We start from the raw sequence: 21,921 nt of genomic DNA on the forward strand, positions 1-21,921 counted from the left end.
ATAACAATATGCATATGTAATAAAATATTTCTTTAAAATCATCTATGACCTGATCACTTTTTTATATGATTTATTAATAATTTTCTCAATAAGAAGACATTTTATTAATATAAAAATACAGATCATAAGAATTACATATACTGATCTATACCAATAATATTCTGTATGATTTAAATATACTCTCATATTCTTTCATACACTAATGTACTATTCATTCATTATGATTCTATTTATATAAAAATAAAGAAGGACCTTGATAATATGTACTGAAATTAAAATAATCTTATATTAAATGATTATATTTTATATACATCTACTATTCTAGTAGACAAATATATACAAAGTATTCTTTCTTACATCATTATGATGTATTAATATCTTTAAATATAAAAAATATTTTTACTAAAAATTGTAATATTTAATAAAATTTTTTTAAAGTTATCTAAATAGACTACTAAGAAAAATTATTCTGATTATATACTATATTAAACTATTGAATGTTATAATTAGTGAACATGTTTAATAATTTAATAACTCAATAAGAAATTTTATATTAATTAAAAATAAAAAACTTTAATAATCCACATTAAGATTATATAAAAACAATAAATGGTACTTCTATTAAACTAGCGTTAATATGACACGTGACCAATTATACGATTAGTTATATAAAATATATAGTTTACAAAAAATATATTTACTGAAGGTATAATCAATTAACATCATGTTTTTATATATAAAAGACCTAATCAAGAGATCAAAAATATAATTATAAAATCACAGAGACACAATAATAATTATTGAACACAGGAAGGATTGATCATTAATGCATGTACTAAAAATTTCCACCACTATGCTACTAATATGCTTTAATAGATAAGATTAATGTATTGAATAAATATTCAATACATTTAATGAACTGACTCAAACAGAAATAAATTAAAAAATACTATTATTTACATTAAGAAAAAATATAACACACTCTTAAATTTCTGCAAAATTATAATTAATAATTAATATTAATCTTTATAGCAATTATTGTGATTTTAATATATTTTATCTTAATATAGTATATGTAACACATTTTGAGTAGTACATAATCAGGCTAAAAAATCATTTATGTAATCTGCAAAAGCACATATCATTATTTTTTTAAAATCATAAAAGAATGCACCCTATCTTTATAGCCTTGCATATTACATCTATAAATCGTTTATAATTCACTAATTTAGTCTATATAAAATAAGCGACCCCCAATTAAATATTTATAACTATATTTAGATTATATAGATTCCAAAAGAAAAAAATATCAAAAATATGCACCTAATAACTATTTATAAAAGACGTAGAATTAGTTGGTCTATATGTATACGCCGTAAGCGACGGATGCATTTACGCACCGGTTTTGGATAATCAGAGATACTTTCTAAATCTTGATAGTTTTTTATGAAAAAAGTATGTTGACGAATAACATTTAATTCATGAAAACGTTGTTGCGTTAATTGCTGTAATGGATCATGTACTAAGATAGCATTTTCTAAATCTAGACGCCAAGAACGTGGATTTAAATTACTTCCTGTTAGCATCATCCATTCGTTATCAACCCACAATCCCTTAAGGTGATAACTATTTTTACCGTGTATCCACACACGAACTATTAACTGTCCTATATTGATATAATTTTGTAATTGGCTAAGAAAAGAACGTAAATTAATCTCATATAAGTAAGGTAATACGCCAGTCAGAGTAAAAGGCTGATCTTCTGGAATATAAAAATCATTAGCAGTTTTATCACCAACAATGATCTCTATCATTTTTCCTTGTCGTAATAAAAACAGAATATTTCTTGCCAGAACTGCTGGTAAATTAAAATAAGGAGTACAAATCATTAAAACATGCTGAGTAGACAACATAAAATGATAAATTGTCTTGTTGAGAACACTATGTTTTCCTAAGCCTAGAAGAGGGGTTATAGAAAGAGCTTCATATTGTCCATTCGATTGAAATTTGTAATGACATTCACGTAAGGCCCGGCGCAACTTTCGAGTACAATTTTTTATATCTGATCGGGTAGCACGATCCCCTTGATCTAGTCTATAAACAGCTTTGTCTTGTAATAGATTGCTTTGAATCCATTGCAGCATTGTATCCGCTAATATCCGGTTATTCAGACATTGGTAACGATCATAGCGATAAGTATCTTTTTGATGTAGATAGGCATTGTTAAAGTTTGCACCACTATATAGCACAGTGTCATCGATAATAGACCCCTTGAGATGAAGCACACCCCATGCTTCCCTGTTATTTACAGGAATTCCATAAACAGGAACGGAATCATTTGGGTTTTTATTAGCCATTAAGTAATACCAATCAGCGTTAGTCATTCCAATATGAGCGCCAATACGACAACGTTTTGCGCGATGCCAATCTACTAATACACAAATATCTAAATGAGGTTTTTGTTTTTTAGCAGTATAGAGCGCAGAAAAAATTTCTTGACCTCCTTCATCATTCTCTAAATAGAGGGCAAGAATATAGATTCTCTGCGTAGCCGAAGAAATTTTTTCTAATAAAACAGATCGAAAGTCCAGTGGTGAAAATAACGTACTAAAACCAACCACTGATTGTGAAATTTTAGGTAATTGTATAAGGTATTGTTGATGCCTATTACGTTGAGATTTGAACAACATTACAGCGAGCTTCTGTCTTATTGAAATAATTAATGAGAAATTGGCAAACTGCGACGCCTAGTTATAAAAATTTTTTTTCATATACAGCGCAGTCCATTAAAAGCATCGAGCTATAAAACTAATCTAAATTATAGTTTATTTCTATTGCATGAATATATATCTGAAGTATTTTCAAGAACATTAATAATATTTAATCATAAATGATTTAACCTACATAACATCATCTATCTCATGAAACGATAATATATCAAAATTTTAATCAGTATAAACATACACATTCTAGATCTATTTTTGTACACACTCACTAAAAAAATTTTCTTTTCTATTATATACTTATTATATATTTTATATTAATTTGCTATAAAATGACTATATGACTAAAATATAAAGCATATTTTTTCTACAATGTTGTTAATCTATAAAAGTACACTGATATTATACACTGGAATTAATAAAATTTTATGATATCTTCTATTGATCAAGTTTTAAAAAATCATTAACACTACACATACTGTTATGCTTAAATCAAGTACATATATCGTACTCTAATCTAAGAATACTCTAGCACATACAGAGGGTTTATGTCATACGTTGCATCTATTTTTATAGTAGATATATTTTACTAATATGTATTGCATAACTATTAAATCTGTCATGTATGCTTAAAGATCTGGATCTTATCTCCCGCAGGAGATATCATAAATAAAATGGTGTATATATTTACATAAATACTCTCGCATTGTTTAATAATAGAAAAATTTGAAAAATTTCCGTTACAGATAATTTAACCAATAGCAGACTTTATATGTTTAAGTGCAGTAAAAGTTCAGAAAAGTATTGATAAATAAATATCTAAACAAATATTACGAGATTACCTAAATAAAACTAAAGAGGGATAGTATTTTTTATCTTTTGTTAAAATTATCTGAACTAAGATTTATATTGTTATAACCTAAAAACATATGCTTAAAGTATTAACTAATTTATAAAATATTTTTTGAAAAACTATAACCACTTAATTATGATCATTAACTAACGACCCAATAAACTCAGTCATAAGACAATATGATAAATTTATACTGTAACATAAGATAATTCCGAAATATATTGCATGATCACATCATACATACTCAACAGTTACATATTATTTATAGTAAAACTAGTTGTCCTAACTATCAAGATCAGTTGTCTTTTTTGGAAATATTCAATAACATCACCTCGGCGCATGAAATACATCATGCTTTATTATAAAAATTGCTCTTAATAGGAGGTAAATTGTGATCCCGGATGTATCGCAAGCTCTTTCTTGGTTGGAATCTCATCCTGATTCTATCAAAGGGATAAGAAGAGGTATTGAGAGAGAAACTCTACGTGTAAACCCTAATGGATTACTTGCTACCACTCCACACCCTAGATGTTTTGGATCACCGCTAACTCATAAATGGATTACTACAGATTTTGCAGAATCGCTTCTGGAATTAATCACACCAGCTGATGATGATATTGATCATTTATTAGCATTTCTTAGCGATCTTCATCGTCATACATCTAGAAACCTAGGAAAAGAGCTTATGTGGCCAATGAGCATGCCATGTAAAATACATCCAAACCAAAAAATACAACTTGCGCAATATGGATCTTCATCTCTCGGTCAAATGAAAACGCAGTATCGACAAGGATTAAAAAATCGCTATGGCGCGTTAATGCAAATTATTGCAGGGGTGCATTATAATTTTTCACTACCGTTATCTTTTTGGAAATCATGGGCAGATTTATATGACGAAAGATGTGAAAAAGAAATAATTTCCGCAGGTTACTTACAAATGATCCGCAACTATTATCGCCTTGGGTGGGTAATTCCCTATCTTTTTGGTGCATCGCCAGCTATTTGCTCTTCGTTTATGCAAGGTCAAACCAGTACGCTGCCGTTTGAGTATAGTGAAAATGGAATGCTTTTTTTACCTTATGCAACCTCATTACGCCTAAGTGAAATAGGTTATCTGAATAGATCTCAGAACGCTGTAGATATTACCTTCAACAATCTTGAAGATTATGTTTCTAGCTTAAAAAAAGCGACGCAAACTCCATCAAAGAGATTTGTTATGATGGGAGTAAAGGATAAAGAAGAAAATCGAATACAGTTAAATACGAACATTCTACAGATTGAAGATGAACTTTATATACCCATACGGCCTAAGCGAGTCACACGATGCGGAGAAGCTCAATCTGATGCGTTAAAACTCAGGGGGATTGAATATGTAGAAGTTCGCGCATTAGATATTAACCCATTTTCACCTATTGGTATCACATCTGAACAAATACGTTTTTTAGATATGTTTTTAATCTGGTGCGCAATTGCTGAGGCTCCCAATATAGATAGTTTTGGGTTACTGAATACACGTAAAAATTGGGATTTAATTATTACTGAAGGCCGTAAATGTGGGCAAACTATCAACATTGATTGTCAAAAAACTCAGCATTTAGTCTCTGAAATAGGAAAAAATCTTTTGTATGATTTAAATCGAATAGGAAAAATACTAGACAATTTCAATAAATATCCTAACTATCAAAAAGTTTGTCAAAATCTACAAAAATTTTTTGACAATCCTAATTTAACCTATTCCGGTCGTTTATTACCAATATTAAAATCTAATGGTATTAAAAATACCGGCCTTTCTTTAGCTTTGCAATATAAAGAAAAGTTCAATCGTGAGTCTCTAGAAGTGCTAAAAACTCATAGCTTTATTAATGAAGCAAAAAAATCTAAAATTAACCAAGAAAAACTTGAAGCTACTGATACAAAAATTCAAAAATTAGATACCATATATACTATATATAATTAATATTATGTTTAAATTCAAATATTATTTTTTCTAATATCCATATATAAATCTAATTATATAAATATAATTCATATCTATAATAATGAGATTAATCATATTTAATCTATGTATTATTATACATGAACAATATAGCTTAATAAAAAAAGTAGCTTTTTTTCTTTAATACTTATGACTTCTTTTAGATTAATTAACAGAGTAGATAAAAAATCACTATAAATATAACATATTAATGTTAAAAAAAATCAATCCTGATATTGCTCATTCTAACAAACAAATTATTTTATATGTTCTTTATGTAAATAAATTGAAATTTAGGTTTTATCTACCGTCTTCTCATACATTCATGACACTATTTCTGAAACTCAGAAAATATTACTTATTGTGATAGTTATCAGATAACTTGACATAAAATAATAAAAATATTTAAAACATATTTTTAATATAAAATATTAAAAATATTAAAGATAAAAAATGAGGTATTATATAAAAATACATAACAAAATTATATCTTATAGAGATTCATATAATAGTTTTTTTAAAATTCTTAACAAAGTATCTTTTGATAGATTTTATAATGTATCAAATCAATTTTCTCTCAATATTATTCAAAAGAAATCTATAATTATATTATTACAATTAGTCTAAGAAAATAATAAAAATATTATGACATACTTTTATATAAAATAAAAAATATATATCAATTAAAAACAATTTTTATGAATTATCTTTAAATATATAATTTATTAATAAGTTATATAAACATATATTGATAATATCACCAATAATAATTTTAGATATAAATAATCAGCTATGTTGGTGGGAACCATGCTAGCTGTATTCAGCACATGCATTATCTGTTACGGCTGCTTCCTTCCGAACCTGACCGAGTTGGCAAACTAGCATTGCAGATGACTAACAAAGTCCCCTTAGTAACATACTTATTGTATAATAAAAACATTATCTATTATTCTTATGTATAATACAAGCATTATATTAGAATATAGAGTATTATTTATAATAACATATGATGATTTACCTTTCTTCTAATAGTTAGTAGACAATATATTGAATATTTTCATTGTCATATATAATGTATGATAAAAGAGAATTTTTAACTAAAATCACAAGTATATTTATTATTACAAGATATATTTTATAAATTTTTTGCAATGATCACAAAGAGAACACAAGAAACATTACTTTATTAAAAAACATCTCAATATAATAATTACGATTGACTCAATAGAAAAAAGATATAAAAATAATTAATAGTTTAATTATTTCTATTTAATACATTAAGTAAAATTCAATTCTGTTAGATTCGTTATACATGTTTAGACTGAAACTTAATATTTAGCATCCTGTACTTAACTCCGACATAAATCTTACAGATCAAAATAATATCATGCAATCAATCAGTGCTTCTAAAGTAGAAGAAACATTAAGATTCTTGATTTTCCTAGAGATTTTTTTGATAAAACGAAAAAATACTACTATGATGTTAATTAGAAGACAGTCACAACACTCTATGAAGCGCCACGTTATTAATGAATAAAATTTTTATATAATGATAATGACTCTCACCTATGAATATTTTTTAATTAATAATTTTAAATCTATCTGAATAAAAGGTATTGGAATTATATTCCATAATAAATGAAATTTATTTTTTTATATAAAGTTAAAATTATTAGTAATAAAAACGTATAGAGATTACTCTTAGTATGCTAATAATAAAGAGATCATACTTTTTATAAATTTTATACTATATAAGCACAGTAAATACATATATAAATCTAACGGTCATTATATTTTAGATTCTTATAATATCTTCTGTATGCCATTCTATTTTTAAATTAAAATAACATATTATATATAGAATCTATTTACTCTATACAAAATAAATATAACTCACCCTGCATATTATCAGTAAAATACTATTTCAAATACAGTGAAAATACTTTATCCATTATACTCAAAAATAAATTTTACAATAAATAAACATTGCACAAAATGGTCATTCTGGGATAATTTTCTTTCAAAAAACTCAACTTACTAAACTGATTGTGTATACGTAAAAATCTTTTATCTATTAGATTAATATAAATTATATATATTTTTATATAAACATATATTTTCTATATCATAGTTTAAACCATGATAAATAAACAATATTAAAGAACCTTTATTCAAGACAAAATGACATTTTGCCATAAATGATGCTAACCATAATTTAAAAGATCTAATATTTGATATATAAACTCTTAATCTTTTTACATTGCATATTATAATTTCTATATTTTATATTAATATTTAAACTTCTATCTATAAATATAAGAAATAATTATTATTATGAAGTATCATGATAATTATACAACTTATATAATATAAAATATATATTTATCAATTACAATCTTTACTATCTGCTTTTGAAAGTTTTAATTTAAAATAAAATATTTAATTATTATTTTGAATAGACAATATCGAAAATAAATTTATTTTTTATCATATTAGTATATCTTACCGAATTTTTTATTTTGTATTTAATTAATCAACCCCCCCTGCAGTGAGTTAATAAAAGATACTAATTAATTATACTAACCTTCATCAATCTAATAATTACTTAGCTTTTAAGTTATAAAAAATCTCAACACAAGCTATTAAGGCTGTATACATCAAAAATTAGTGCATGTACATTGTGTCATCTAATATTCTATAAAAAAATTATCTTAGTTATTTAAACCATAACTACAATCGTTATTGATGATCTTTAAAATATCAACAGATTTATTTCTATCAATATATTAGTCATTCAGTGCATTTTTAGATTATTCTTTACGCCTTATCCTTCTATCCTTTTATTCTTTAAGGCGACTAGCAATCATTTATTATCATTAAATAAAGGCATCTAATATTACTCGTAATTATTTATATGATATTTTGTAAACTAATTCCATTATGATTTTTTAAATAACAAACCCTGTAAGCATTTTACATTATATTAAGCTTTAGCTAACAAACTATAAAACACACAATTAATACACGATAAAATAATTCCACTAACTAAAGGCTTTCACAAACAACACTAAGACTGCTTAAATTGACAATATTAAAAAATACCACACCCTATAAAATAAGTAAAAATTATTACTGAATTAGCATAAGATCCTCTCATCATAGATAAAGCCAAAGATTGTAAAAATAACCTTAAGAATAATAATATCATAAGAAAACTATCCTATTATTTAAAATAATCAGGTACATTGTAAAAAAATTAACATAATAATTACATATAATGATCTTTTATCTGAAACTAACAGTCAATGTGCTACTGTTTATAGAATAAACGAATAATATTTTAGCGTTATAATACACGCTCTTATAACCTAAAGCATAAATTTTATTATATTATGTTATAAAATCATTCACTATGATTATTTTATACACAACATATTAGAACGATTAAATGCATAAAATTAATACTACCATTAATATTGTTACATGTAGTTCAATGCACGTAACGCTTATATAGAATTACAATTTACAGGAATTACTGAGCCCTAATGATAAATGATAAAATAGAAAGCCTCCGCTGGAGTATAAAATACAGATTCTCTAATATACGCAATTTTAACTCTACCAAAATAATCAGATTCTGTCCGATAATAGATATTTTTTTATACAAGTCTGCACCTAATGCTGTTTAAACTAAGAAAAAATCCTTCTAATATATAACTCTTGATATTTTAGTGATTGAATATATAAATATTTTATATATTGGTTTACTCTAGTTAGGAGATATTCTTCTAATCTCTATTAGCTATTATTCTGATACCTGCAAATAAAGAAGTATAGATCACTATTTTTTCTAAAACAGATCTTTTAACGATATATAAATACGCATAACTACTACTACCAAGTCAGGAAATTACTATACAATCATCAGTCATGGTAAGAACTAATAGAGCTCTACATGTGCACAAAATATAAAACTCTTACCGCTTTTATATATCGTCATAAAGTATGTAATTATTCATATAGTAACTCTAACAGAGTTCTTATAATCTCTATTATCACGTATATCAAAACTTGATAGCTTAAAAGCTTGCAGCAAAAACTCTTTAATATATATAAACCATCACATGACATAATTTTAAAAAACTTTAACCAGTATTTATCAGACACTATAATTATCCCTGATACGAGCCTCCCCTTTTTATCTGGTCCAGATTTCTATAACAAGTTAAATATGCATCTGTACACAGGATGATTAATGTGATTAAAACTTTTTATACCACAATAAGCTGGTTACTAATATTTGGCTACTGGTTATTAATAGCCGTCATCACTTGTCGCATTTTAATTAAACGCCGATCAGTGCCATCTGCGATGACTTGGTTGCTAATTATTTATATTTTACCTCTTCTAGGAATTATTACCTACCTGTCTCTAGGAGAGTTACATTTAGGTCAATGCCGAGCTCAACGAGCGCGTAGAATGTGGCCTTTTATGACAGTCTGGTTTAAGACCTTACAGTCTTCTCCAAGCCTTTATCCTACAAAGAACAGTGAGATCGCTCAACCACTATTTGAACTTTGTGAGAATCGACAAGGAATTTCTGGAATCCAAGGAAACCAACTTCAGCTCATAACTAGTAGTTATGATACATTACGCGCATTGATTCACGATGTGCGCAAGGCATCTCATAATATTGAAATGGTATTTTATATTTGGCAGCCTGGTGGACAGGCTGATGAAGTTGCAGAAGCGCTCATCTCCTCTGCGCAACGCGGTGTATACTGCCGCCTTTTACTTGATTCTGCTGGTAGTGTAGAATTTTTTCGAACGGTTTGGCCAAATCGAATGCGCAATGCTGGAATAGATGTAGTAGAGGCGTTACCAGTAAGTTTACTTCGAATTTTTTTTAGACGTATGGATTTACGGCAACATCGTAAAATGGTCCTAATTGATAATTATATTGCTTATACTGGTAGTATGAATTTAGTAGACCCGAGATTTTTTAAAAAACACACAAGAATTGGTCAATGGATAGATTTAATGGCGCGTATGGAAGGCCCAATCGCCACTACTATGGGGATTATTTATTCTGGCGATTGGGAAATTGAAACTGGAAAACGAATTTTACCAATAAAACCAGATAATAATGTTATGTTTTTTGAGAAAAAAAATGATCATACTATTTTAGTAATTGCATCAGGTCCAGGTTTTCCAGAGAATATGATTCATCAAGCAATATTAACCGCGATTTTTTCAGCACGTAGAAAATTAATAATTACCACTCCCTATCTAATTCCAAGTGATGATCTATTACATGCTATCTGTATCGCTTCCTACCGTGGTGTTGATGTCAGTATTATTATTCCGCTTCATAATGATTCGTTACTAGTACGTTGGGCTAGTAGAGCATTTTTTAGTGAATTACTTGAGTCTGGAGTAAAAATCTATCAATTCGAAGGCGGGCTTTTGCATAGCAAAAGCATTCTTGTTGATGAACAACTCAGTCTGATTGGTACAGTAAATCTTGATATGAGAAGTTTATGGCTGAACTTTGAGATCACCTTGGTCATTGATAATCATCAATTTGGGAAAGACCTGGCGCATGTCCAAGAAAATTATATCTCTCAATCTCGCTTAATAGATATAAACTGTTGGGTTCAGCGTTCTTACTGGCAACGTATTTTAGAGCGGTTATTCTACTTCTTTAGTCCACTACTATAAATCAATAATTATAGTAGTGTAAAATCGTATAATTATTAGGGATAATAATCATGTTCTGATGATATTACTAATATTTAGAAAGTAATATATTCTAGATAAGCCGCTACTTACTGATAGCTTTATATGTACTTTTCTACTAAAATTTTAAAAATATTATGACTAATATTCGATGTTAACAGTATTTTTTTTTACAATTCAGAAAATTTTACTACAGAGCTCAAGTAAACTAATAAAAACCTAAAAATAATATAATATTCAAAATATATCACAGAATTTTAGAAAAATAAAATATCAAAGATACGATTAACTGAATCACGAATATAATATTTATTATCAAATAGTCACTATATTAAAGCCATTATCTAATAATCATATTAATGTTTAATAAGTCACTAAGTAATATTATTACAAATTTATGATTGAACTTTATCAACTGAACACAAACTGACTGTATATCACCTAATTCTAATGTAAAATAGAATCTAAGGTGCTTTTGTATAAATTCTTAAATTTTAATACATATTATATTATTTATTAACTTATATAAATTATGATTATTATCGTTGATATTGTATAAAATATTGAATATAGAATATTTCTATATTACGAGTTATGAATATATTTTTTATTATAATTATATATAATAATTAAATAGTGCATTTAATAAAATACTCAATAATATGCATACCTATTATGTCATAACTCACTAAGAACCATCTAAGTCTATACTGTATATTAGAAATATACATAAATCATTTCTATGATTCTAATCTTATCAATTTTTTTCTAACATTTTATTGATCCATATCAATTTCTTATACATAAAACATTTTAACTTACATATATAGTATATAAATAAAAAGATCTAATTTTAGCGAAGAACGAAAATATAAGAAGCAATAAATAAAGCATTTTTACTTAAAAAGGAATATCATCTTCGAAATCAACTATCGATTCAGCATGAGATGAGGTATTATCTAGTTGGGAAGGTTTTTGCGCAGAACGAGAGAGCTGGACTTCATTATTTAATGTATGATTTCCCTGTATACGCCCACCAAGCATCTGCATAGTTCCACCCACATTCACTACCACTTCGGTAGTGTATTTTTCAATTCCAGCTTGATCAGTCCATTTTCGTGTCTGAAGAGATCCTTCAATATATATTTGGGAGCCTTTACGAAGATATTCACAGGCTACTTCAGCAAGTTTTCCAAAAAGAACTACGCGGTGCCATTCGGTTTTTTCTTTTGTTTCTCCAGTCTGTTTATCACGCCAGCTTTCAGAAGTAGCTATAGCTATATTAGTAACAGCACTACCATTAGGTATATATCGTATTTCCGGATCCCGTCCCAAATTGCCAACTAAAATGACTTTATTAACACCTCTGCTAGCCATACCATTACCTCCAATAAATAATAATTTTAATAATTAATCTGGATATTACGCATAAACTCTAAATCTTTTTATCTATTGTTTCTTAGTGTTTTTAATAACATCAAATAAAAGTTTGATAAAAATAAATACGATATGCAAAACATATATTACTACATCTCCTATTTGCATCTAATGACTAGATGTATTATTTAGTCATCATGCAAAGTCAAAGATATCTTAAGTACTATAAATACAACCTATATTTTAAAAATCTGCAACATAAAAGTACTAATTAGCACTATACTCAATTCATTTGAGCTAACTACAAAAATCATATATGCTTTACTTTTATGCTTAAATATAATGGTGAATTCTATGATTGATTCACTAACTTAGTTTATTGATTAAGTTAAAGTATTTATTGCTAAATCACTGTAAACTAATGTACTCAAAGTACAGTTTTTAAAATTATTGCAAAAATCACTGAATATGTTTAAAAAACATTATTTTCTGAAAACATGTGTTGATAAAATAATTAATAAAATAAAATAACAGAGCAATGCTCTTTAGGTATCTTTACATGTATGATAGATTACGTATATATATGAAATTACTTAATTTTTTGATTAAATTTATTTAATTTTCTTATTCAAATAAAAATATTAATCTTATTCTATATCTTTAAGACACTTTCGACTTAGCAAAAGATTACTTCTTAAAATATTAAACTTCATATCTAAAAACTAATATTTTTCATTACTTATTCTCAACTGCAAGACTTACATCAATATTATATTTATATAATAGGTATATTTACATATAAATCTTATTATAGATGTTCTCAATGATATTCGTAAAGAGAGAATATAATATAACTAACAGCAAAGCACATAATATATGAAATCCAACTTCAAAACACTCATAGTTTTATTTAATGACGCTAAAAACTCACTTTTAGAAAAAATAGTACAATTTAGTATAATTTTTATATAATTAAAAATTACCTTTTATAATTATGTGATAATAAACTAAATAATGAGCTAACTATCACTATACTAATATTATGTAAGAGTTAATTAAATAGCTATTCTTAATTTATATTATCTAATTTTAAAATTTTAATAGTTTTCTGTGCGCTTGTTTGCGGTCATTCTCTTTTAAAAGACGTTTACGAATGCGAACTGACTGAGGCGTTACTTCAACTAACTCATCATCATCAATAAACGATAAGGCTTGTTCTAAAGACATTTTTATAGCTGGCACTAAAGTAGGTGCCTCATCAGTACCGGAAGCTCGCATATTAGTTAGTTTTTTTCCTGTTAAACAGTTTACTGTTAGATCATTGACCCGTGAGTGTAAACCTATAATCTGTCCTTCATATACTTCGGATCCATGTCCAAGAAATAACTTTCCCCTTTCTTGAAGAGAAAAAAGAGCAAACGCAACTGCTTTACCTTGGCCATTAGAAATCAGAACTCCATTTTGACGCTGTCCAATTGCACCTGAACGAATGTTATCATAATGACTAAAAGTTGAATATAATAACCCTGTTCCAGAAGTTAACGTCATAAACTCAGTACGAAAACCAATTAAACCACGAGAGGGAAGAAGATAATCAAGACGTACACGACCCATACCGTCAGGAACCATATCTTTTATATCCCCCTTTCGTTCACCGAGAGCTTTCATTACACCACCCTGATGCTGCACTTCAATATCTACAGCCACGCTCTCAAAAGGCTCTTGAATATGCCCATTTATTTTTCGATAGATCACTTTAGGGCGCGATACTGACAACTCAAATCCTTCTCGACGCATCGTTTCAATAAGTACGGATAAGTGTAACTCGCCTCGCCCTGATACTCGAAATGTATCAGCATCTTCAGTTTCTTCAACCTGTAATGCAACATTATGTACTAACTCTTTATTTAAACGATTTAAAATTTGTCGTGAAGTTAGAAACTTACCTTCTTTTCCGCAGAAAGGAGATGTATTAACGTTAAAATACATAGTTACAGTGGGTTTATCAACATTAAGTGCTGGTAATGCTACTATATTTTGTGGATCACAAAGAGTATCAGAAATATTAAGCTCACCTAATCCAGTAACTGCAATAATCTCACCTGCCTCGGATTTACTAGTTTCTATACGCTCCAAACCTAGATGAGTTAATACTTTGCTAACTTTACCGTTACGTATTTTTCCGTATCTATTAATAATAGAAATATTCTGGTTTGGCTGGATTGCCCCACGAGAAATACGACCAATGCCAATAACACCAACATAATGATTATAATCCAGTTGAGAAATTTGCATTTGAAATGGTTCGTCCACCTGAACTTGTGGTGGAGGAACATGTTTAATAATTGCTTCATACAAAGGAGTCATGTCATCTGCCATATTTTGATAATCTAGCGCTGAAGTACCATTTAAAGCAGAAGCATAAATAACTGGAAAATCAAGTTGCTCATCATGTGCGTTCAAGTTAACAAATAAATCAAATACTTGATCGACAACCCAGTCAGGACGAGCACCAGGACGATCAATTTTGTTAATGATTACAATAGGTCTTAGGCCATTTTCAAAAGCTTTCTTAGTTACAAAACGTGTTTGCGGCATCGGACCATCTATTGCATCAACCACCAGCAGAACAGAATCAACCATTGACAAGACACGCTCTACTTCGCCCCCAAAATCAGAATGCCCAGGAGTGTCAACAATATTAATGCGATATCCATTCCATTGAATAGCAGTATTTTTGGAAAGAATGGTAATCCCGCGTTCTTTTTCTAAAAAATTAGAATCCATGATGCGTTCAGAAAACTCAGTTCGCGCATCTAAAGTACCCGACTGCAAAAGTAACTTGTCAACCAAAGTAGTTTTTCCATGGTCAACATGAGCAATAATGGCAATATTACGCAAATTCTCGATCACAAATTATCCTCAAGTATCATAAGTATAACACTATCATAATACTTAGATTCGTGCAGTAGTAAAAATAGATTGCATCATGTAATATTAGTTGTTCAATTTTACTGATTAACAGATATTCACCTTCTATATAAGGATACATGAACAGCAATGTAACTTTTGATTTTTATCAGAAAAATAATGTAATAATCCATTACTTCATTATCTGATTATATAACAAATTTGTTAAATTATATAGTATATCAATCACTTTCTAGAATAATTATAACTCTTTTGAGGATATCCCTCAAATAAAAACATAACAACTTTTAATCATGCGATTAAAGTTATATTATGCCATAATCTAAATTATAGAGGGTATAAAGTTATATTTTTTACTATTTAATATTCTTTTAGGCTTTATAGATAAAGAAGTTAGAGTAAAATCAACGAATTATCATGCGCCACATAATGATACTGACCAATCATCAATAATAGCTATTAAGTATTGCTTAGGCGTAAGTGCTATAAGACGCTATGAAAAATAGATTAGTCCAGAAGCATTCAAATGCTACTCGAAACTGATAATCTAAAAAACTCTAGTGATACTATATTTCACTTAAAGAAATAACATTTCATGCTTCGCTCGTAAAGACATCAAGAAAACCAAGATCAGTTTAGACATACATATTATATAATGACACTATATAAAAACACAAAAGCATGTAGTCATTTCTTCTCTAATAAAATAAAAATTTTACAATTCTAGTGCATACTGCTACTAAATAATATATAGAGAATGTTTATCGCAGGTAAATCCATAAGTATAGAGAAAACAATATAATAATCATTGTTATTACTTACATTATAAGTATATTTACTTAAAAATTAAACTACAAGGCATTCTTTCGTAATATATAGTACATATTATATTGAATTCTCATAAGATAATCTTCATGATGAATTCTTCTTTAATATATACTAATTAATCTGAATTATAAATATCCTCTAAAGGTAAATTACTACTATTTACTTTTATAGGCTTACAGAAAAATCGCAAGGATACTCAAAAAATCAAACAAAAAAATATTAAAATTAATTGTTAAAAATATTTATAGAACTGTTTTTGTTACGAAAGTATCTATTGAATGCTCATTATAATAACACAAACACATGAAAAAAATCACAATTTTCAATGCAATAGTAATGACTAAGTCCAGGAGATGTTAAACATGTCAGCTGAATATGTTCTGTCAATGATTCATGATAATCAAGTGAAATTTGTTGATTTACGTTTTACCGATACGAAAGGTAAAGAACAACATATGAGCATCCCTGCTCACCAAGTAAATCACAGTTTTTTAAAAGAAGGTAAAATGTTTGATGGCTCTTCCATTAATGGTTGGAAAGATATCCATAAATCCGATATGCTTCTCATGCCAGATACTATTACTGCCGTCCTTGACCCTTTCTTTGTAGATACAACACTTCTTTTACGCTGTGACGTTTTAGAACCAGATACTATGACAGGATATGATCGGGATCCGCGTTCTATAGCTAAACGAGCAGAAGATTTTTTACACACATCTGGTATTGCAGATAATGCATTTTTTGGACCAGAGCCGGAATTCTTTATGTTTGACGATATTCGTTTTGGACACAGTACTTCCGGGTCACATGTTTTCATTGATGATATTGAAGCTCATTGGAATACTAGCAAAGAATATCAAGGCGGTAACAAAGGTCACCGACCAAAACTTAAAGGGGGGTACTTACCAGTACCTCCGGTTGATTCCTCACATGATATTCGAGCTAAAATGTGTTTGATGATGGAAAAGATGGGCATTACTATTGAAGCGCATCATCATGAGGTCGCTTCTGCAGGTCAAAATGAAATTGCTACTCGCTATAATACTATAATCAAAAAAGCTGATGAAATTCAAATGTATAAATATGTAGTGCATAATGTTGCTCATGCTTATGGTAAAACCGCTACTTTTATGCCTAAACCAATCTACGGTGATAATGGATCCGGTATGCATTGCCACATATCCTTATCTAAGATGAATACTAATTTATTCTCAGGCAATCAATACAGTGGATTATCTGAACTTGCATTATTTTACATAGGAGGAATAATTCAGCATGCAAAAGCACTTAATGCATTAACGAATCCTACTACCAACTCATATAAACGCTTGGTTCCAGGTTATGAGGCACCAGTTATGCTTGCTTACTCCTCTCGGAACCGTTCAGCTGCTATTAGAATTCCAATGGTTTCCAATCAAAAAAAATGCCGAATTGAAGTCCGATTTCCTGACCCGTCGGCTAATCCTTATCTATGTTTTTCTGCAATGCTCATGGCTGGTTTAGATGGTATTATTAATAAAATCAACCCAGGTGAAGCAAGAGATAAAAACTTGTACAAGTTATCCAAGTTAGAAAAGACCTCTACACCAAAAGTTGCAAGCTCCTTAGAGGAAGCTTTGTCTGCCTTAGATCAGGACCGTGATTTCTTAACTCAAGGTAATGTATTTACTGACCATGCCATCGACGCATATATTACATTACATAGAGAAGAAATAAAATGTCTCCGACAAATTCCCCATCCTGTTGAGTTTGAACTTTATTATAGTGTCTAGAGTTATATGTGTAATATTCTTTTATCCTGTTGTATCATTAAATTAAAATATTACTATATCGTGGCTAGAGCATATTGAAAGATATGCTCTAGCTTTAGCTTTAGCTTTAGCTTTAAGTCTAGTAAAGTTAGATTGTTCTATAATTTAGTACACATAAATTATATAATCTTTTTAAGATGCTTTTAAAAATTTTTAATTTTTATCAAAAAGCACTATATTCTTAATTGTTTTAGGTATTGAATGACTATTCATGGTCTCATAAAAAATAATTAAACACATCTAATAAAATTAGGTGCTTATTTATCCTATCTGATGAGAGCGCATTGCTGGCAGAAACCAGCTCTCTGCTGCTAATATCATAGTCTGCATCTCTGCGGTGTCTAAATCAGGTAATAATCGCTGCAAAAAATAATCATACTTCTCTCCATGCATATAATCAGATCCATTCCAGCACTCAAAAAATTTTTTATATGCTTTTTTTTGCATTATATCATTATAACAGATTATGCCTAATTTTTTATCAAAACATGCTTGTAACCAAGCACCTCCAGAATGTGTCAATAGTAAAGGATTAGACATGCCTAATAAATACCCATTCATATAATACTCTAAATACTGTTTTGCTTTTTCTGCTGATATTGGTAAAAAACGCCAAATACTATCCTGAAACCCTAACATAAGACTAATATATCGACCACCTATCGCACAATATATCAAATGTTCTAACCATAATATTAATCCATCTCGAACATTAAGCATACCAGCGCGCCAGCGTAATAACCCATCAGTTTGAACTTGATCAAGCGAGCCACTTAATGTCATATCTTTAATATTTAATAGTATTTCTTTGTTTTCTGTAGGCGCGCGAAATCGTAAAATCTGTTCAGCAAGGCCATGTATTTCTTTTTCTCTTTCCTGCCAAAACAATTCTCCCCATACACCATGAGCTAACTGCCCTGAAGATCTATAGTTTTTATACAGTAGTTCGGTATCACGTTTATTTATCAGCTCTTTTAATAACTTTTGATCAATCTTATAGCGAGTAAGACTATTTAAAACAAATGGTTCTGCATCAAATAACAGTGCTTGTTCTTTCTGAAAAATAATACCAAGTCTATATTTTAAAAAATAGCGCACTGGATGTCGCCAAAATTGCAGAAATTGATATAAAGTGAAATTTTTTTCATTTTCATGAGGTAATTCTTGAGGAATAGGTGACCAAATAAAACCCTGATGATAAATAGAAGGTGACCATTCTATTGTACTGTTAATAGACTTAGTTTTTGATATAAAAGACTTCTGTAAAAAATGGGGCGTGCAGGTATGTACATGCTGAAGATGTTGTAGGATCGATCGAGAGCTAGTGTCTACGTCTTTATTGCTATCTTTAGCCAGGCAGAAACTTTGGCTAATATATTGTGTTAACTCGCTTACTAAAATAGAAGGATAACGTACAGTATTATCTTGAATTGACTTAGCAAGATAGCTAATATAAAATTTTTTTTGAGCCGCATTTAAAGCTTCTAAAAAAAGGTAATGATCATTATAGTAATCATTATCCTTTTTAATTTTTTGATAAATTAAGTTAAAACTTAACGGCATTTGAATACGTGGAAAAACTCCTTCATTCATTCCTAATAAACACACTACTTTTACTGGAATGAATATCATTGGCATCAATGTACAAAAATTTATAGATCCAGGCAAGCAGTAACTTCTCGAGCATGTTTCTTTTAGATACAATAATAAATTTTCTCTAAGAGAAAAGAATGGAACAGTCTGATTATAAGAGGCTTGAATACCATGGTGTAATATATTATGCCAACGCTCCTCAATCATCGCCAATTCTTCTTCATTGTCTGAGGTTCTGATAAAAAAATCATCAAGAATCAGACGACACATTGGCATCCAGCTTTTTAAGTCATGCGGCTTGCGTATGCATTTTCTCCATCGATTGAGAGTTAGTATGAATTCAGATAGATAGCCTGTTAATTCTGCAATTAACCCATTGGATTCATCAAAAGGCAATACTCCTTTCCACTCACCTTCTGCGCTATCCATAGCGTAACCTAATAACATACGATTTAAACCAAAACGCCAAGTATTCTGGCCAGTCATGGGAAAATCAAGGTCTCGTATATTATCATCATCTAAACCCCATCTTATACCAGATTCTATTACCCAACGACGTAATACAATTAATCCTTTCTCATTAATAGAAAAACGGTTAGCAACTACAGGAACTTCCAAAATAGACCAAACTTCTTCTGCGCTAAATCGACCATCTAGCAAATTTAATAATGCGGAAAAAGTTTTAATAGAGAGATTTTTCTTAGAAATACGACTATCAGAAATAAAAAATGGTATATATCGATTAGATGGTACATTGCTAAAAATAGCTTGAATAAATGGTGTGTAAATATCAATATCTACCGCTGTTACAAGAATCTCATGAGCAGACAACTCTGGATCGTCTGCCATCATATTGAGTAACTGATCTTGCAAAATCTCAATTTCGCTCTGTATACTATAGCATAAATGAATCTCTACGGATCGATCACTGACTTCTACAATTCGCTTTCCTAAACTATTATTCCATTCACTTCCACTGAGACCTATCACTGAGTGATCTTCTAATTCTAATATGTCTTTCTGTAATGTGCATAAAAGGTTGATAGGTGCAATATCCACAAATGCACATATTTCTTTTGGTTCATTCTGCGCTAAAAGCAATAAATTCTCTCTCTCTGAACGCCCCCACGAATCTAAGAGTGGATTAGTAAGCTGTTGTTTTTCACAAGGTATACTAAATAACGAGGAATAATCTTTACGATCACGACATTGTGGAAGCCATCTTTCTTCTTTATAATGATAACAGCGATGAATTAATAATTCTCTCAAAAAAGAATCGCTCGGAATATCTCCCCAATAATATCGACATGGATTAGTAAAAAAAATATGTAGATCCATGTGTTTTTCTAAAACCTGAATGTAATAGTTGGGTAGCACTGAAAGACCAAAAATAAATAGACGCTCTGGAACAATAGATAAATTCTTATCGATATGTTGTAAAGTAAAAAGAAAACGCTGAAAAAGAGCAGAAAGACTCCATACCGGTTCTCCTAAAGATTTGGTATATTCTACTAATGCTAACCATAGCGGCCCTTGCCATAACTGACAATCTCCGCACTCTTCTACTATGCGACCCTCCTCCCAAGCATGAATCCAGTGTGGACGGTGCAGAATATACTGCTCAAAAACATGTGCAATATGTTCTGTTAATTGGAATAGCTTGTGATTATTACTATCATTATGCAGATAGTGACGTAGCGTACTAAAAGTATCATCTAGCAGCAAATTTGGAAGAACAACTCTAAGTTTCCAGCACATACTTAATCTATTAAATATTCTTTTTTTAAAAGAGCCTTGAAAACCTAGAGATAGAAAATCCCAAATAAAGTCAGAAGATGACAAAAAGTTAATATTAGCAGCAATACCAAACTCTATAGAAAAAGAAAGTTTTAACCATTGAATCATATTAGGGCTGTTGACTAACATAACTTCAGGGGATAATGGGTGACACAAGGGTTGTTTTTTAATCTCCCGGCAAACTAGTATTTTAAGCATTTCTAATTGATTAGAATGGTAAACAGTAATCATATATATATCCTATATATTGCACGAGATTATTTTATTAATTACTGAGTATTATTATTGAATCGC

At 29.2% G+C, this 21,921-nt stretch carries 7 protein-coding genes and 1 other RNA gene; 3 read left to right on the forward strand and 5 right to left on the reverse strand.

What is annotated here, in order from left to right; all coding sequences use genetic code 11:
* Positions 1-1,334 precede the first annotated feature (1,334 nt).
* The gene (gene pssA / locus ERCISPPA3004_RS02245; RefSeq protein ID WP_157990487.1) at positions 1,335-2,690 is read right to left on the reverse strand and encodes a CDP-diacylglycerol--serine O-phosphatidyltransferase; all 1,356 of its coding nucleotides are present in this window, start codon (positions 2,688-2,690) and stop codon (positions 1,335-1,337) included.
* A gap of 1,277 nt (positions 2,691-3,967) precedes the next feature.
* Here pssA and gshA point away from each other — a divergent pair.
* Entirely contained in the window at positions 3,968-5,533 is a 1,566-nt protein-coding gene (gshA, locus tag ERCISPPA3004_RS02250) for a glutamate--cysteine ligase (protein ID WP_157990488.1), read from the forward strand.
* 822 nt (positions 5,534-6,355) lie between these two features.
* Here gshA and ffs read toward each other — a convergent pair.
* Positions 6,356-6,452: signal recognition particle sRNA small type (gene ffs, locus ERCISPPA3004_RS02255), an RNA gene on the reverse strand.
* A gap of 3,359 nt (positions 6,453-9,811) precedes the next feature.
* On the opposite strand from ffs, the gene cls reads away from it, so the two are divergent.
* Positions 9,812-11,272, forward strand: a complete 1,461-nt coding sequence (gene cls / locus ERCISPPA3004_RS02260; protein WP_157990687.1) for a cardiolipin synthase — start codon at positions 9,812-9,814, stop codon at positions 11,270-11,272.
* A gap of 918 nt (positions 11,273-12,190) precedes the next feature.
* On the opposite strand, the gene ERCISPPA3004_RS02265 is transcribed toward cls, so the two are convergent.
* The gene (locus ERCISPPA3004_RS02265) at positions 12,191-12,667 is read right to left on the reverse strand and encodes a single-stranded DNA-binding protein (protein WP_157990489.1); all 477 of its coding nucleotides are present in this window, start codon (positions 12,665-12,667) and stop codon (positions 12,191-12,193) included.
* Positions 12,668-13,756: 1,089 nt separating this feature from the next.
* Entirely contained in the window at positions 13,757-15,580 is a 1,824-nt protein-coding gene (gene typA, locus ERCISPPA3004_RS02270; RefSeq protein WP_157990490.1) for a translational GTPase TypA, read from the reverse strand.
* A 1,208-nt stretch (positions 15,581-16,788) separates the two neighbouring features.
* Between typA and glnA the strand changes: the two genes are divergently transcribed.
* Complete coding sequence (gene glnA / locus ERCISPPA3004_RS02275; protein ID WP_157990491.1) at positions 16,789-18,198, forward strand: glutamate--ammonia ligase; 1,410 nt, start codon at positions 16,789-16,791, stop codon at positions 18,196-18,198.
* 300 nt (positions 18,199-18,498) lie between these two features.
* Here the strand turns inward: glnA and recC are convergent, their stop codons facing one another.
* Positions 18,499-21,858 carry an exodeoxyribonuclease V subunit gamma gene (gene recC, locus ERCISPPA3004_RS02280; protein WP_157990492.1) on the reverse strand — a complete coding sequence of 1,120 codons (3,360 nt, stop codon included), beginning with the start codon at positions 21,856-21,858 and terminating at the stop codon, positions 18,499-18,501.
* Positions 21,859-21,921 lie beyond the last annotated feature (63 nt).

It is taken from the genome of Candidatus Erwinia haradaeae (genome assembly GCF_900698995.1).
Lineage (GTDB): Bacteria > Pseudomonadota > Gammaproteobacteria > Enterobacterales > Enterobacteriaceae > Erwinia_E > Erwinia_E haradaeae_C.